This is a genomic window from Streptomyces sp. NPDC002734 (genome assembly GCF_040295685.1).
Taxonomy (GTDB): Bacteria; Actinomycetota; Actinomycetes; order Streptomycetales; family Streptomycetaceae; genus Streptomyces.
The window spans coordinates 1-14,590 of record NZ_JBEOVU010000040.1 but is presented as its reverse complement, the minus strand read 5'-3'; the positions used below and the strand labels follow the sequence as shown (position 1 = coordinate 14,590).

At 72.8% G+C, this 14,590-nt stretch carries 10 protein-coding genes; 8 read left to right on the top strand and 2 right to left on the bottom strand.

Features of this window, described 5'->3' with window-relative positions; translation table 11 throughout:
• The first annotated feature begins 256 nt into the window (after positions 1 to 256).
• From ABT026_RS27935 to ABT026_RS27925, 3 genes are read left to right on the top strand one after another with little or no spacing between them, the layout of a single operon-like run.
• Entirely contained in the window at positions 257 to 2,329 is a 2,073-nt protein-coding gene (locus tag ABT026_RS27935; protein ID WP_502968071.1) for an IucA/IucC family protein, read from the top strand.
• On the top strand, positions 2,326 to 2,982 hold the full coding sequence (locus ABT026_RS27930) for a GNAT family N-acetyltransferase (RefSeq protein ID WP_351117941.1): 657 nt from the start codon (positions 2,326 to 2,328) through the stop codon (positions 2,980 to 2,982). The genes ABT026_RS27935 and ABT026_RS27930 overlap by 4 nt, the downstream gene beginning before the upstream one ends.
• A gap of 13 nt (positions 2,983 to 2,995) precedes the next feature.
• On the top strand, positions 2,996 to 4,969 hold the full coding sequence (locus ABT026_RS27925) for an ATP-dependent DNA helicase (protein WP_351117940.1): 1,974 nt from the start codon (positions 2,996 to 2,998) through the stop codon (positions 4,967 to 4,969).
• 376 nt (positions 4,970 to 5,345) lie between these two features.
• On the opposite strand, the gene lexA is transcribed toward ABT026_RS27925, so the two are convergent.
• Positions 5,346 to 6,152, bottom strand: a complete 807-nt coding sequence (gene lexA, locus ABT026_RS27920; RefSeq protein ID WP_351117939.1) for a transcriptional repressor LexA — start codon at positions 6,150 to 6,152, stop codon at positions 5,346 to 5,348.
• Positions 6,153 to 6,757: 605 nt separating this feature from the next.
• Here lexA and nrdR point away from each other — a divergent pair.
• Positions 6,758 to 7,345: a transcriptional regulator NrdR gene (nrdR, locus tag ABT026_RS27915; RefSeq protein ID WP_351117938.1), complete on the top strand. Its 588-nt coding sequence runs from the start codon at positions 6,758 to 6,760 to the stop codon at positions 7,343 to 7,345.
• A 169-nt stretch (positions 7,346 to 7,514) separates the two neighbouring features.
• Positions 7,515 to 10,394: a vitamin B12-dependent ribonucleotide reductase gene (locus ABT026_RS27910; protein ID WP_351117937.1), complete on the top strand. Its 2,880-nt coding sequence runs from the start codon at positions 7,515 to 7,517 to the stop codon at positions 10,392 to 10,394.
• A 295-nt stretch (positions 10,395 to 10,689) separates the two neighbouring features.
• Here ABT026_RS27910 and ABT026_RS27905 read toward each other — a convergent pair whose 3' ends face one another.
• Positions 10,690 to 11,229 carry a TerD family protein gene (locus ABT026_RS27905; RefSeq protein ID WP_351117936.1) on the bottom strand — a complete coding sequence of 180 codons (540 nt, stop codon included), beginning with the start codon at positions 11,227 to 11,229 and terminating at the stop codon, positions 10,690 to 10,692.
• A 200-nt stretch (positions 11,230 to 11,429) separates the two neighbouring features.
• Between ABT026_RS27905 and ABT026_RS27900 the strand changes: the two genes are divergently transcribed.
• Genes ABT026_RS27900 through ABT026_RS27890 form a run of 3 tightly spaced genes read left to right on the top strand, consistent with a single transcriptional unit; the run spans position 11,430 to position 13,745 of the window.
• On the top strand, positions 11,430 to 12,053 hold the full coding sequence (locus ABT026_RS27900; RefSeq protein WP_351117935.1) for a YdbC family protein: 624 nt from the start codon (positions 11,430 to 11,432) through the stop codon (positions 12,051 to 12,053).
• A gap of 50 nt (positions 12,054 to 12,103) precedes the next feature.
• Positions 12,104 to 12,808: a histidine phosphatase family protein gene (locus tag ABT026_RS27895; protein WP_351117934.1), complete on the top strand. Its 705-nt coding sequence runs from the start codon at positions 12,104 to 12,106 to the stop codon at positions 12,806 to 12,808.
• Positions 12,789 to 13,745 (top strand): ADP-ribosylglycohydrolase family protein, encoded by a 957-nt coding sequence (locus ABT026_RS27890; protein WP_351117933.1) that lies wholly within the window; start codon positions 12,789 to 12,791, stop codon positions 13,743 to 13,745. The genes ABT026_RS27895 and ABT026_RS27890 overlap by 20 nt, the downstream gene beginning before the upstream one ends.
• Positions 13,746 to 14,590 lie beyond the last annotated feature (845 nt).

Below are 14,590 nucleotides of genomic sequence, written 5' to 3'. Positions count from 1 at the left end.
CGGGTCGCTCACGCCCGCGACCCCTGCACATCCGTGGCCGAACATCGCGCGGGTCGCTCACGCCCGCGACCCCTGCACATCCGTGGCCGAACATCGCGCGGTCCCGCGAACCTGCGGGCCTCGTATGTCCGCGACCGAACATCGCGCGCGTGCCCGGAAGTCCGCGGCCCGACGGCGGGTGGTTCCGCGCGGCGTGCGACCGCCACCGGCACGCTTCCGGCCGCCTGCCGTCCGGACGTCTCCACCGTCCCGCCGCCTGCGGGCCGCGGCGTGCGGCGCGGCGCCTCCGGGCCGTGCCCGCCGTCACGGTCCGCCCGCGAGCCCGTCCCGCCTTCAGCCTGTGTCGCCCGTACTTCTGCACCATCCCTGCTGTGAGGACCAGTTGAACGTCACCCCGCCCACCGAGCCGACCCTCCTGCCCCGCGCCAGGGCCACCGGCGACGACGCCGAGGTGGACGGCGGCGCCGTCGCCGACCCGCTGGAGGGCGCGGACCCCCTGGCCGTCGCCGACGCCGCCACCGTGGAGAACCTGCTGCGCTGCTGGGTGCGGGAGCGGAACCTGCCCGCGCCGCCGCTGGGTCTGCCGTTGCGGGTGCCGCTGCCCGCGTGCGGCGCCGAGCTGGTCGTGCCGGTCCGGTACTGGTCGCCCACCGGCTTGCACCGCTTCGGCGCGGCCCGGCCCGCCACCGCGCCCGCCTCCACACCCCCGGTGGACGCGGCGCTGCTCGCCGCGCTGCTGGCGCGGGAGACGGCGGCCCACGCGGAGACGGCAGCGCACCAGAGGGCTCCGCACGAGATGGCTCCGCACGAGAGGGCTCCGTACGGGGGGACCACCACGGCGCCCGTCGGACCGGGAGCGGCACCCGGCGACGGCCCCGGCCCGGTGGCCCGGGTGATCGACTCTGCCCGCCGCACCGCCGTGTTCCTGACCGAACGCTTCCACGGCAGGGGCCTCGGTCCGGCTCCGGTCCCCGACCTCTTCCTCGGCGCCGAGCAGGCCCTCCTCCTCGGGCACCCCTTCCACCCGGCCCCCAAGAGCCGGGAAGGACTGACCGACGAAGAGCTCGTGCGGTACTCCCCGGAAACCCGCGGGGCCTTCCCCCTGCACTGGGTCGCGGTCGCCCCCGGCGCCCTGGCCGCGGATTCGGCCTGGACCGAGGACGGCAGGACCGTGCCCGCCCAGGACCTCGTCGCCCGGCTGCACGGCCCGGCCCCTGACGCCCCGCCTGGGCACGCCCTGCTTCCCGTGCATCCCTGGCAGTGGCGACGGCTGCGGGACGACGGCCGGGTGACGGCGCTGCTGGACGCCGGCCTCCTCACCGACCTCGGCGTCCGGGGTGAGCCCTGGAGCCCCACCTCCTCCGTCCGCACCCTGTACCGCACCGGCGCCCCCGTGATGCTCAAGCTGTCGCTGGGCCTGCGCGTCACCAACTCGCTCCGGGAGAACCTCCGCAAGGAACTCCACCGAGGCGTCGAGGTCCACCGGCTGCTGCGCGGTGATCTCGGCGCCCGGCTGCGTGCCGCGCATCCCGGCTTCGACATCGTCCGGGACCCGGCCTGGCTGGCCGTGGACGCGCCGGACGGCAGCCCGGTGCGCGGACTCGACGCGGTGCTGCGGCACAACCCGTTCGGGCCGGCCGACGACGTGCTGTGCGTCGCCGCGCTCTGCGCCCCCCGCCCGGCCTGCGCGCGGCGGCCCGGCCGGCCGGTCTCCCGGCTCGCCGGTCTGGTCACCGGCCTCTCCGAACGCACCGGACGGCCCCTGGACGCCGTCTGCGCCGAGTGGCTCCTGCGCTACCTGCACGCCGTCGTCCGTCCGGTGCTGGATCTGGACGGGGAGGCGGGCGTCGCCCTGGAGGCCCACCAGCAGAACACCCTCGTCGTCCTGGACGCGGACGGCTGGCCGGCCGGCGGCCGCTACCGGGACAACCAGGGGTACTACTTCCGCGAGTCGCGCCGGGCCGAGCTGGAGGCCCTGCTGCCCGGCGTCGGCCGCCGCAGCGACACCTTCGTCGCCGACGCCGTCACCGACGAACGCTTCGCCTACTACCTCGGCGTCAACAACGTCCTCGGCCTGATCGGCGCGTTCGGCTCGCAGCGGCTCGCCGACGAGCGTCTGCTGCTCGCCGCGTTCCGCCGCTTCCTGTCCGACATGTCCACCGGCCCCGGCCGCACCCGCTCCCCGCTGCCCGCCCGGCTCCTCGACGAACCGCTGCTGCGGTGCAAGGCCAACCTGCTCACCCGGCTGCACGGCCTCGACGAACTCGTCGGTCCGGTCGACACGCAGTCGGTGTACGTCACCGTCGCCAACCCGGTGTACGCCGGATGACCGCCGCCGCGCCCGCCCGGGCCGTCCAGGCCGGTCCGGCCCGGTACGGGTCCCACCGCCCGGGTCGGGCCGGCGACCGGGCATCGGTCGCCACCCCTGCCGGGGAGTTCCGGCTGCTGCCCGTGCGCGTCGCCGAACACCTCGGTCTCGTGCACCGGTGGATGAACGACCCCGTGGTGGCGGCCTTCTGGGAGCTCGCCGGGCCGCCCCGGCGGACCGAGGAACACCTGCGCGCCCAGCACGGCGGTGACGGAGGCAGCGGTGGCGTCGGCGGTGGAGGCCGGAGCCTGCCCTGCCTCGGGCTGCTCGACGGGCGCGCCATGAGCTACTGGGAGATCTACCGCGCCGACCTGGACCCGCTCGCGGACCACTACCCCGCGCGCCCCCACGACACCGGTGTGCACCTGCTGATCGGCGAGGCCGCCGACCGCGGCCGCGGTCTGGGCGCCCTGCTGCTGGACGCCGTCGTCCGGCTGGTGTTCGAACGGCGTCCGGCCTGCCCACGGGTCGTCGCCGAGCCCGACGTCCGTAACCACGCCTCCATCGGCGCCTTCCGGAGGGCCGGGTTCCGCCGGGCCGCCGAGCTGGCGCTGCCCGGCAAACGCGCTGCCCTGCTGATCCGCGGGCGGGGCGTTGTCGGAGGGACGCACTAGGGTTGGTGGCGCTATGACGAAGCCCTCTCTCCCCGAACTCCTGCACGCCGCGGTCGCGGCCGTCGGCGGCACGGAGCGTCCCGGTCAGGTGACCATGGCCGAAGCCGTCGCGGAGGCCATCGACGACGGAACGCACCTGCTGGTCCAGGCCGGCACCGGCACCGGAAAGTCGCTCGGCTACCTGGTGCCCGCCCTCGCGCACGGGGAGCGCGTGGTCGTCGCCACGGCCACCCTGGCCCTGCAGCGCCAGCTGATCGAGCGCGACCTGCCCCGCACGGTGGAGTCGCTGCACCCGCTGCTGCGGCGCCGTCCCGAGTACGCGATCCTCAAGGGCCGCTCCAACTACCTGTGCCTGCACCGGCTGCACGAGGGTGTGCCGCAGGAGGAGGACGAGGGCCTCTTCGACCAGTTCGAGGCCGCCGCCCCCACCAGCAAGCTCGGCCAGGACCTGCTCCGGCTGCGCGACTGGGCCGACGAGACCGAGAACGGCGACCGGGACGACCTCACCCCGGGCGTCTCCGACAAGGCCTGGCAGCAGGTGTCGGTGTCCTCCCGTGAATGCCTGGGCGCCACCAAGTGCGCCTACGGCGCCGAGTGCTTCGCCGAGGCCGCCCGCGAGCGGGCCAAGCTCGCCGACGTGATCGTCACCAACCACGCGCTGCTGGCCATCGACGCCATCGAGGGCGCTCCCGTGGTCCCGCAGCACGAGGTGCTGATCGTCGACGAGGCGCACGAGCTGGTCTCCCGGGTCACCGGCGTCGCCACCGGGGAGCTCACGCCCGGCCAGGTCGGCCGGGCGGTACGCCGCGCCGCCAAGCTGGTCGACGAGAAGTACGCCGACCAGCTGCAGACCGCCTCCGAGGGCTTCGAGCGGGTCATGGAGCTGGCGCTGCCGGGCCGCCTGGAGGAGATCCCCGAGAACCTGTCCTACGCCCTCACCGCGCTGCGGGACGCCTGCCGGTCGGTGATCACCGCCATCGGCAACACGCGGGACAAGTCCGTCCAGGACGAGGACGCCGTCCGCAAACAGGCGCTGGCCTCCGTCGAGAACGTGCACGCCGTCGCCGAGCGGATCACCCATCACAACGAGTGGGACGTCGTCTGGTACGAGCGGCACGACCGGTTCGGGGCCTCGCTGCGGGTGGCGCCGCTGTCGGTGGCCGGGCTGATGCGGGAGAAGCTGTTCGCCGACCGCAGCGTCGTCCTGGCCTCCGCCACGCTCAAGCTGGGCGGGGACTTCAACGGCGTGGCCGCGTCGCTGGGGCTCGGCCGTGAGGGAGTCGAGGGCGAGGACCTCCCGCAGTGGAAGGGCGTCGACGTCGGCTCGCCGTTCGACTACCCCAAGCAGGGCATCCTGTACGTCGCCAAGCACCTGGCCAGGCCGGCCCGGGACGGCGACCGGGCGGACATGCTGGACGAGCTCACCGAGCTGATCCAGGCCGCCGGCGGGCGCACCCTCGGCCTGTTCTCCTCGATGCGGGCCGCGCAGCTCGCGGCCGTGGAGCTGCGCGAGCGGATCCCGGAGTTCCCCGTCCTGCTGCAGGGCGAGGAGACCCTCGGCGAGCTGATCAAGAACTTCGCCGCCGACCCGCGGACCTGCCTGTTCGGCACGCTCTCCCTCTGGCAGGGCGTGGACGTGCCGGGGCCCAGCTGCCAGCTGGTGGTCATGGACAAGATCCCGTTCCCCCGGCCCGACGACCCCCTCATGAGCGCGCGGCAGAAGGCCGTGGAGGAGGGCGGCGGCAACGGCTTCATGGCGGTCGCCGCGACCCACGCGGCACTGCTGATGGCGCAGGGGGCCGGCCGCCTGGTCCGGGCCACCGGTGACCGCGGCGTGGTCGCCGTCCTCGACCAGCGGCTGGCCACCGCCCGGTACGGCAGCTTCCTCAAGGCGGGGATGCCGGACTTCTGGTACACGACCGACCCGAACCAGGTCCGCCGCTCGCTGGCCGCCATCGACGCGAAGGCGCGGGAGGAAGGGCTCTAGAGGCGCCGCCCGGCCGGCGAACGGTCGGCGACAGGCACGCCGGCCGCAGCAGCCGCCGTGCCTGCCGCCCACCCTGCCCTTGGCCGTCCCTGGCCTCTGGCCGCACCTCGTCGGCTCCGGGACCGCCTGATGCCCGGCCACGGCCCCTGCGGTGGCCTGGTGGGCCTGGCGGCCGGGGCGGCGACGGCTCGGGCACCTCGGGCAGCGCTGCACCCGCACCCGGACCTGCCAGGGCGTGCCCCGTGCCCACCGGGCGGCCCTGCGGTGCCCACCGGTACCCCGCTCGGGGCCCGGCACCGCATACGGACACGGCAGGGCCCCGGAACCGGCGCAGGGGTTCCGGGGCCCGGTCTAACGCGGCCGACGGCCGCCTGCCTCAGACGCGGCGCAGGACCGCGACCACCTTGCCCAGGATGGTGGCGTCGTCGCCCGGGATGGGCTCGTAGGCGGCGTTGTGCGGCAGCAGCCACACATGGCCGTCCTCGCGCTTGAAGCGCTTCACCGTGGCCTCGCCGTCGAGCATCGCGGCGACGATGTCGCCGTTCTCCGCGACGGGCTGGCGGCGCACCGTGACCCAGTCGCCGTCGCAGATCGCGGCCTCGATCATGGAGTCGCCGACGACCTTCAGCACGAACAGCTCGCCGTCGCCCACCAGCTGGCGGGGGAGCGGGAACACGTCCTCGACCGACTCCTCGGCCAGGATCGGCCCACCGGCGGCGATACGGCCCACCAGGGGCACGTAGGACGCGGCCGGCTTGCCCGCGGTGTCGGTGGGCTGGACGGGAGCCGCCTGGTCCGACGCGCGGACCTCGTAGGCGCGCGGCCGGTGCGGGTCGCGGCGCAGGAATCCCTTGCGCTCGAGCGCCATCAGCTGGTGCGCCACGGAGGAGGTGCTGGAGAGGCCGACGGCCTGCCCGATCTCCCGCATGGACGGCGGGTACCCCCGGCGCTGCACCGAGTCACGGATCACCTCGATGACGCGCCGCTGGCGGTCGGTGAGGCCCGAGCTGTCCGCCCGGATGCCGGGAGGTCGGCCCGGCAGGGACCGCTTTGGCCCCTCGGGGTGCGTGGCTTCGTTCATCGCGGTGTTGATCCCGGCGTTGTTCACCGCGTGTTGCGGCTCGATACGCCCCTGGGAGCGGTCCTGGGCGGTGATGGTGGCGCTGTCTGCGGTGGTGGTCACGTCGGCCCCTCTCGATGGTCTCCCTGCTGCACAACGGTAGAGGCTTTCGAAAGGTTGCGCCAAACACACGTTCGAGTGAAAAATGCCGTTCCCTCTGACACGCGTCCGTGTTCGGGTGTAAGGCCGCACACCACCCCGTCCCGGGGCGAAAGAGGGCATCGGTATACGCTTCACACCGGTCCGCGGCCGCCCCGGACGACCCACAGTCTGCCATCCGGTACCCCGGCGGGCCGACCTCATGGCACCCTCCGGCCCGGCATCCTCGCAGGAGTCGCGCGCCGTGTCCGCCGGGTGCTCACGCTACCTTCCCAACCGGTCGCCGGCGGCCCCCGCGGGCGTGCTCCCGGCCCCGTTGTCACGGCCCGGCGCGGCCCGTTTCCCGGGTCCGGCGCGGCCCGCCGGACGGGACACGCGTGTCTGAGGTGCGCGTTCCGCCATTTCCCACCGCGGCCCCACATGTAGTGGTTGTATTTCCAGCGCCACCCAGAAGTTGTGGTGGGGGTGGTCTGCGAGCCCCAGGGCATCGCCTATGCTGGTGCTCGCTTCGAGGGGCCCACGGGGTCCCTGAGGCCGTTGTTTCTGCTTGCGAGGAGGGTTGGAGAACCATGCACTGCCCCTTCTGCAGGCACCCCGACAGCCGGGTCGTCGACAGCCGTACGACCGACGACGGCACGTCGATCCGCAGGCGCCGGCAGTGCCCCGAGTGCACCCGGCGGTTCACCACCGTCGAGACGTGCTCACTCATGGTGATCAAGCGCTCCGGGGTCACCGAACCGTTCAGCCGCAGCAAGGTCATCAACGGCGTCCGCAAGGCCTGTCAGGGCAGGCCGGTGACCGAGGACGCTCTGGCCAAGCTGGGGCAGCGGGTCGAGGAGGCGCTGCGCGCCACCGGCAGCGCCGAGCTCACCACGCACGACGTGGGGCTGGCCATACTCGGCCCGCTCCAGGAGCTCGACCTGGTGGCCTACCTGCGCTTCGCGTCCGTCTACCGGGCCTTCGAGTCCCTGGAGGACTTCGAGGGCGCGATCGTGGAGCTGAGGGAGGCAAGGCGTCCCGCCTCCGGCGAGGAGGCGCAGGACGCTTCGGGTGACGACGCTTCGGGCGAGGACGCTTCGGGCGCGCGGGCCCGGGAAGACGACCGCGGGCAGGTGGAGCCGGTGAACGCTCCCGCGCCCGTGAGCGCCGCCGACTGAGCGGGCGGACCGGCGCCGGGGCAGCGGCCCGGGCCGGACCGGACGGCGGTGGAAGAAGGACCGGTCGTGGGCGACGGCGCGAGGGCGTCCCACGGCTTACAGGACAGATACGTGCCCCATGGGAAGAACGGGGCACTTCAGGGCGTTTTGCCCGATACAGGGAGGCGGCATGACAGAGACGGCGAGCGGTCCGGCACGAGGTTCCCGGGCCAAGGGTTCCAAGGCTGCTGCGGCCCGGCAGGGACTGCGCATCGAGCGTGTCCACACGACCCCCGGCGTGCACCCGTACGACGAGGTGGTCTGGGAGCGCCGTGACGTCGTCATGACCAACTGGCGCGACGGCTCGATCAACTTCGAGCAGCGTGGCGTCGAGTTCCCCGACTTCTGGTCGGTGAACGCGGTCAACATCGTCACCAGCAAGTACTTCCGCGGCGCGGTCGGCACGCCGCAGCGCGAGACCGGCCTTCGGCAGCTGATCGACCGGATCGTGAAGACGTACCGCAAGGCCGGCGAGGACAACAAGTACTTCGCCTCGCCCGCGGACGCCGAGATCTTCGAGCACGAGCTGGCCTACGCCCTGCTGCACCAGATCTTCAGCTTCAACAGCCCGGTCTGGTTCAACGTCGGCACGCCGCAGCCGCAGCAGGTCTCCGCCTGCTTCATCCTCTCCGTCGACGACTCCATGGAATCGATCCTGGAGTGGTACAAGGAAGAGGGCATGATCTTCAAGGGCGGTTCGGGCGCGGGCCTGAACCTGTCCCGCATCCGCTCCTCCAAGGAGCTCCTCTCCTCCGGCGGCAACGCCTCCGGTCCGGTCTCCTTCATGCGCGGCGCCGACGCCTCCGCGGGAACCATCAAGTCCGGCGGCGCCACGCGCCGCGCGGCCAAGATGGTCATCCTCGACGTCGATCACCCCGACGTGGAGAACTTCATCGTGACCAAGGTGAAGGAGGAGGAGAAGATCCGCGCCCTGCGTGACGCGGGCTTCGACATGGACCTGGGCGGCGACGACATCACGTCCGTCCAGTACCAGAACGCCAACAACTCGGTCCGCGTGAACGACGAGTTCATGAAGGCCGTCGAGACCGGCTCCAAGTTCGGCCTGCGTGCCCGCATGACCGGCGAGGTCATCGAGGAGATCGACGCCAAGGACCTGTTCCGCAAGATGGCCGAGGCGGCCTGGGCCTGCGCCGACCCCGGCATCCAGTACGACGACGTCATCAACCACTGGCACACGTGCCCGGAGTCCGGCCGGATCAACGGCTCGAACCCGTGCAGCGAGTACATGCACCTGGACAACACGTCCTGCAACCTCGCCTCGCTGAACCTGATGAAGTTCCTGAAGGACGACGGCAAGGGCAAGCAGTCCTTCGACGTCGAGCGCTTCCAGAAGGTCGTCGAGCTGGTCATCACCGCGATGGACATCTCGATCTGCTTCGCGGACTTCCCCACCGAGAAGATCGGTGAGAACACCCGCGCCTTCCGCGAGCTGGGCATCGGCTACGCCAACCTCGGCGCCCTGCTGATGGCCACCGGTCACGCCTACGACTCGGACGGCGGCCGTTCCCTCGCCGGCTCCATCACCTCCCTGATGACCGGCACCGCCTACCGCCGCTCCGCCGAGCTGGCCGCCGTCGTCGGTCCGTACGACGGCTACGCCCGCAACGCCGAGCCGCACCAGCGCGTGATGAAGCAGCACTCCGACGCCAACGCCGTGGCCGTCCGCATGGACGACCTGGACTCCCCGGTGTGGGCCGCCGCGACCGAGGCCTGGCAGGACGTCCTGCGCCTCGGTGCGCAGAACGGCTTCCGCAACTCCCAGGCGTCCGTCCTGGCCCCGACCGGCACCATCGGTCTGGCCATGGGCTGCGACACCACGGGCGTCGAGCCGGACCTGGCCTTGGTCAAGTTCAAGAAGCTCGTCGGCGGCGGCTCGATGCAGATCGTCAACGGCACCGTGCCGCAGGCCCTGCGCCGCCTGGGCTACCAGGAGGAGCAGATCGAGGCGATCGTCGCCCACATCGCCGAGAACGGCAACGTGATCGACGCGCCGAGCCTCAAGCCGGAGCACTACGAGGTCTTCGACTGCGCCATGGGCGAGCGCGCCATCTCCCCGATGGGCCACGTCCGCATGATGGCCGCGATCCAGCCGTGGATCTCGGGCGCCATCTCCAAGACGGTCAACATGCCGGAGACGGCGACCGTCGAGGAGGTCGAGGAGATCTACTTCGAGGCGTGGAAGCTGGGCGTCAAGGCGCTCGCCATCTACCGCGACAACTGCAAGGTCGGCCAGCCCCTCTCCGCCAAGAAGAAGGAGGAGGAGAAGAAGGCAGAGCCGGTTGCCGAGGCCCCGGCCAAGGTCGAGAAGGTCGTCGAGTACCGCCCGGTGCGCAAGCGCCTGCCGAAGGGACGGCCCGGGATCACCACCTCCTTCACCGTCGGCGGCGCCGAGGGTTACATGACCGCCAACTCCTACCCGGACGACGGTCTCGGTGAGGTCTTCCTGAAGATGTCGAAGCAGGGCTCGACCCTCGCCGGCATGATGGACGCCTTCTCCATCGCCGTCTCGGTGGGCCTGCAGTACGGCGTGCCGCTGGAGACCTACGTCTCGAAGTTCACCAACATGCGCTTCGAGCCGGCCGGCATGACGGACGACCCGGACGTGCGGATGGCGCAGTCGATCGTCGACTACATCTTCCGCCGCCTGGCGCTGGACTTCCTGCCCTTCGAGACGCGGTCCGCGCTCGGCATCCACACCGCCGAGGAGCGTCAGCGCCACCTGGAGACCGGTTCCTACGAGCCGATCTTCGAGGAGGACGACATGGACACCGAGACCCTCGCCCAGTCGGCGCCCGTGGTGACGCCGAAGGCCGAGGCCCCGGTCGCCAAGCCGGCGCCGCGTGAGTCGCACACCAACGCGGAGCTGGTCGAGATGCAGCTGGGCATCCAGGCCGACGCCCCGCTGTGCTTCTCCTGCGGCACCAAGATGCAGCGGGCCGGTTCCTGCTACGTCTGCGAGGGCTGCGGCTCGACCAGCGGTTGCAGCTGACCGCGGGCGGTGTCGCGTGACCCCCGCGGGTGACGCGACCCGTTGAGAACGCCGACGGCGGGAGGAGCTCCACGCTCCTCCCGCCGTCGCGTGCGTCCGTGCCTTGATCGTCGGAACGGCTCTGCCCGCCGCGGTGGGCGCCGCCGAGGCCGCTTGCCGGGCGGTGCCGAGGCGTTGCTGTGGCCGACGGACCGCACGACGCCCTGGCGGCCGGTGACGGCCGGATGGTCCGCTTCACGCACGGCGGGGGCCCGTGTCCGGGCCCCCGCCGGGATGTGTTGAGGCGCGGGACGGGTCAGCCGCCGCTCGCCGCCCCCATGGCCTGAGGGAAACGCTCCGCGTCGTCGAAGCCCCGGACCGCGGAGCGGAAGCGCCAGCGGCCGCCCTCGTGGAGGAACTCGGCCAGCGTGGCCGCACGGGCGCCGGGGACCGCCGCGAAGTCGTCCTCGGCCAGCGCCGTGTATCCCTCGGCCACCCGGTAGCGGGCCTGGGGGACCTGGGAGAAGGCCCGCTCCCCGTTGCTCTGCTGTATCACCACGCCGACCACCACGCGGCCGAACTCCTCGGCGAGGCGGCCGAGTTCGAGGGTCATCACCTCGTCCCAGCCGAAACCCTTGCCGTCCCGGCTGTCCCGGCTCAGAGTGATCGTGCCGTCGGGCGAGCGGCTGTCGAAGTGCACCACGTACGCGGGCGTACCGTGCGGGTCGGCGTGCCGGTAGACCCCCGCCACCAGGTCGAGGTCGATCGCCGGTTGCCCCATCGGGCTGGGGTCCCACTTCAGTGACACCTCGACCTTGGCGATTCCCTTGCCGATGCCGGAAACGCTGCCGGACATTGTCTCCCCTTCCCTGGGCCTGAGTCCGTGCGGCCCTCCGACGCCCGTGACGCGGCGGCGTGTTGCTCGCCCCACCGGTCCAACCGGACCGCGCGGAAGGCCGGTTGTCCATCCTGCCACGCGTGTGCGAGCCATCACCGGTGAGTGCGCCGGTAGTTCGCGCCCTCCTTCGCCGCTCTTCGTGGCCGTACGATGGCGCGGTGCTGGTCAAGTGGATTCGCTGCACGGTCACGGACCCCCGGGGGTTCGAGCAGGGGCAGCGAAAATGGGCGGGTCTGCGCGGCGAGTCCGGCTTCCATGGGCAGGGTGGTGGATGGAGCCGGATGCGGCCGGGCGTCGTGCACCTCTTCTCCTTCTGGGAGAGCCGGGTGCTCTACGACTCGTTCATGGCGCTCTCCCACGACCGGCTGGCCACCGCCCAGGCCGGGACCTTCCGCGACCCCCGGGTCCGGCTCTTCACCCACCGGTTCGACGTGAAGACCGGCTTCCTGCCGCGCTTCGCCGAGGCCGACCGGGTCCGGGTGGCCCACTGCCGGGTGCACGAGGAGCGCGCCGAGCACTTCGCGCTCATGCAGGAGAAGGTGTGGAACCCCGCGATGGCGGGGTCCCCCGGCATGGTGCGCGGGCTGTTCGCCGAGGCGCCGGGGCCCGAGTTCATGATCCTCTCCATGTGGCAGTCGACCGCCGAGCGGGCCAAGTACCGCACCGAGCGCATCGAGCGGCTCGCCCTGCGCGCCCAGCTCGAGGCGGACGTGGCGGACCTCGACGGCGACATAGTGGATCTGGAGCCCACGTGGACGGTGATTCCGGCGGAACGTCCCTGAGAAGCAGGGAGGCCGTCGCGGGCGCCGGCACCCGATCTAGGGTTGCCGGTATGCCCCGACCCCGTCGCATCGTCCTCGTCCGGCACGGCGAGTCCTCCGGCAACGCCGACGACTCCGTCTACGAGCAGACCCCGGACCACGCCCTCCCCCTCACCGCCCAGGGCTGGAGGCAGGCCGAGGAGACCGGCCGCCGGCTCCGTGACGTGTTCGGCGACGACCGGGTGAGCGTCTACGTCTCGCCCTACCGCCGGACCCACGAGACCTTCCAGGGGCTGGGGCTCGACCCTGCCCGGGTGCGGGTCCGCGAGGAGCCCCGGCTGCGCGAGCAGGACTGGGGCAACCTTCAGGACCCCGACGACGTGGCGCGCCAGAAGGAGAACCGGGACGCCTACGGTCACTTCTTCTACCGCTTCGCCCAGGGGGAGTCCGGCGCCGACGTCTACGACCGGGTCGGCGGCTTCCTGGAGAGCCTGTTCCGCAGCTTCGAGCACCCCGACCACCCGCCGAACGTCCTGCTGGTCACCCACGGCCTGGCGATGCGGCTCTTCTGCATGCGCTGGTTCCACTGGACGGTCGACGAGTTCGAGTCGCTCTCCAACCCCGGGAACGGCGAGACCCGCATGCTCGTTCTCGGGGAGAACGGCAAATACACCCTGGACCGGCCCTTCGACCGCTGGCGCGAGCCCGTGCCGAAAGCCCCTGGCCGGAGGCGGGGGCGACCGGCAGGATGGCAGCGTGACGACCCCGACCACTGACCCCTCTTCCCACCCGAGGGCACGCCTGGACCGTGCCCTCGCCTCCCTGACCGGCCTCACCGTGGGCGACGCCCTCGGCTCCCAGTTCTTCGTCCCCGCCAACGGGCCGCTGCTGCGCGGCGGCGACCTCCCGCCCGGCACCTGGGGATGGACCGACGACACCGAGATGGCCTGCTCGGTGGTGGCCGTCCTCGCCGCGCGCGGCGGCGTCGACCAGGACGAACTGGCCGCCGCCTTCGCCCGGCACCACGACTTCGACCGCGGCTACGGCCCGGCGGTCAACCGGATGCTCCGCCTGGTCCGCGAGGGCGGCGACTGGCGTGAGCTGTCCGCCGCGCTGTTCGAGGGCCAGGGGTCCTGGGGCAACGGCGCCGCCATGCGGATCGCCCCGCTCGGCGCCTGGTTCGCCGACGACCCGGAGCGCGCGGTCCGCGAGGCCACCCTGTCGGCCGTCACCACCCACCGTCACCCCGAGGGGGTGGCCGGGGCGCAGGCGGTCGCCGCGGCCGCGGCCCTCGCCGCACGGTCCGCGGGGGCGTACCGCCCGGAGGAGCTGATCGACGGGGTGCTGGCCCTGCTGCCGGCCAGGAGCATGGTCGGCCTCGGCCTGGAGCGGGTGCGCACGCTGCTCGACTACGAGGACTCCGCCACCGTGGCCGCGGTGGTCGGCTGCGGGCGGCGCAGCACCGCGCAGGACACGGTTCCGTTCGCCCTCTGGTCCGCTGCGCGGGCGGGGAACGACTTCCGGAAGGCCTTCTGGACCACCGCCCGGGCCGGCGGGGACGTGGACACCACCTGCGCGGTGGTGGGAGGCGTCGTCGCGGCGGCCGGCCCGGCCGGAGCGCCGCCCGCGGAATGGACCGGGCGCACCGAGCCGTTGCCCGCGTGGGTCCCGGAGACGGTGGGATCCGGGGCGGCGGGATCCCCCGGGGTGTGATCCCCCGGGGGTGGGATCCGCGAACGCGGGGTCCGAGCACGTGAGGTCTGCGCACGCGGGGTCCGAGCACGTGAGGTCTGCGCACGCGGGGGCCGAGCCGGCGGGGCCCCGGGAGGAGGTCGGGCCGGTTGTCGGGTGTCGGTTGCCGGCTGTCGGGTGGCGCTTGCCGGTTGTCGGGGTGACGGTCGCCGGTCGTCGGGGGAACGGTGCCGCGACGACTGCGTCCCGGTGGTGCCTCGGTCGGCTGCCGTGGCTGTGCGTCCATCGGCGGGCGCCCTGGCGGTCGTGCGGAGCTGCCCCTCGGTGGCCATCCGCCCGCCCAGGGCTGCCTTCGCGGGCATGCACGCCGCCGGACGCCTCTCGGTGCCCGGCCGTCGGCCGTTGCGGGCCGTCTCCCCTGGGGCCGCAGAGGCCCGTGTGTCACAGACATGCCACAGGGTTGCCACAGACTCCTCCGTTCCGGGCCTCTCCCGACGGGCGGTACTAGCGTGAGCCGCCGCTGCCTGGTGATCACGCGGCGCTCATCACGACACACCGCACCGGGACCGGCCCCGTTCCGCCCCGCGCCGCACCGGCGTGTGTTCCGGCAGGACCGTCGGGCCTCGTCCGCCGTGCGGTGGGGGAGGGGTCCCGGTTGTCCGACATACCACCTCAGGAGCCTCAGGGCGGGTCCGGCGAGAAGCGGGAGGGCGTGACGCAGGGCGGTGACGGCCCGGAGACGCCTCACCCCGACCCGGCCCGGCGTCACCGGCAGGGGCTGCTGTCCGTAGTGGTTGGAGAGGGTCACCCGGGCGGCGGTACCGCCGGCGCTGGTGTGGATGACGTTGCGGATGGAGCGTCCGGCG

Coding starts and splice junctions, on each gene's coding strand:
- ABT026_RS27930 (WP_351117941.1), top strand. CDS start 2,326: ATGACCGCCGCCGCGCCCGCCCGGGCCGTCCAGGCCGGTCCGGCCCGG.
- ABT026_RS27925 (WP_351117940.1), top strand. CDS start 2,996: ATGACGAAGCCCTCTCTCCCCGAACTCCTGCACGCCGCGGTCGCGGCC.
- nrdR (WP_351117938.1), top strand. CDS start 6,758: ATGCACTGCCCCTTCTGCAGGCACCCCGACAGCCGGGTCGTCGACAGC.
- ABT026_RS27910 (WP_351117937.1), top strand. CDS start 7,515: ATGACAGAGACGGCGAGCGGTCCGGCACGAGGTTCCCGGGCCAAGGGT.
- ABT026_RS27905 (WP_351117936.1), bottom strand. CDS start 11,229: ATGTCCGGCAGCGTTTCCGGCATCGGCAAGGGAATCGCCAAGGTCGAG.
- ABT026_RS27895 (WP_351117934.1), top strand. CDS start 12,104: ATGCCCCGACCCCGTCGCATCGTCCTCGTCCGGCACGGCGAGTCCTCC.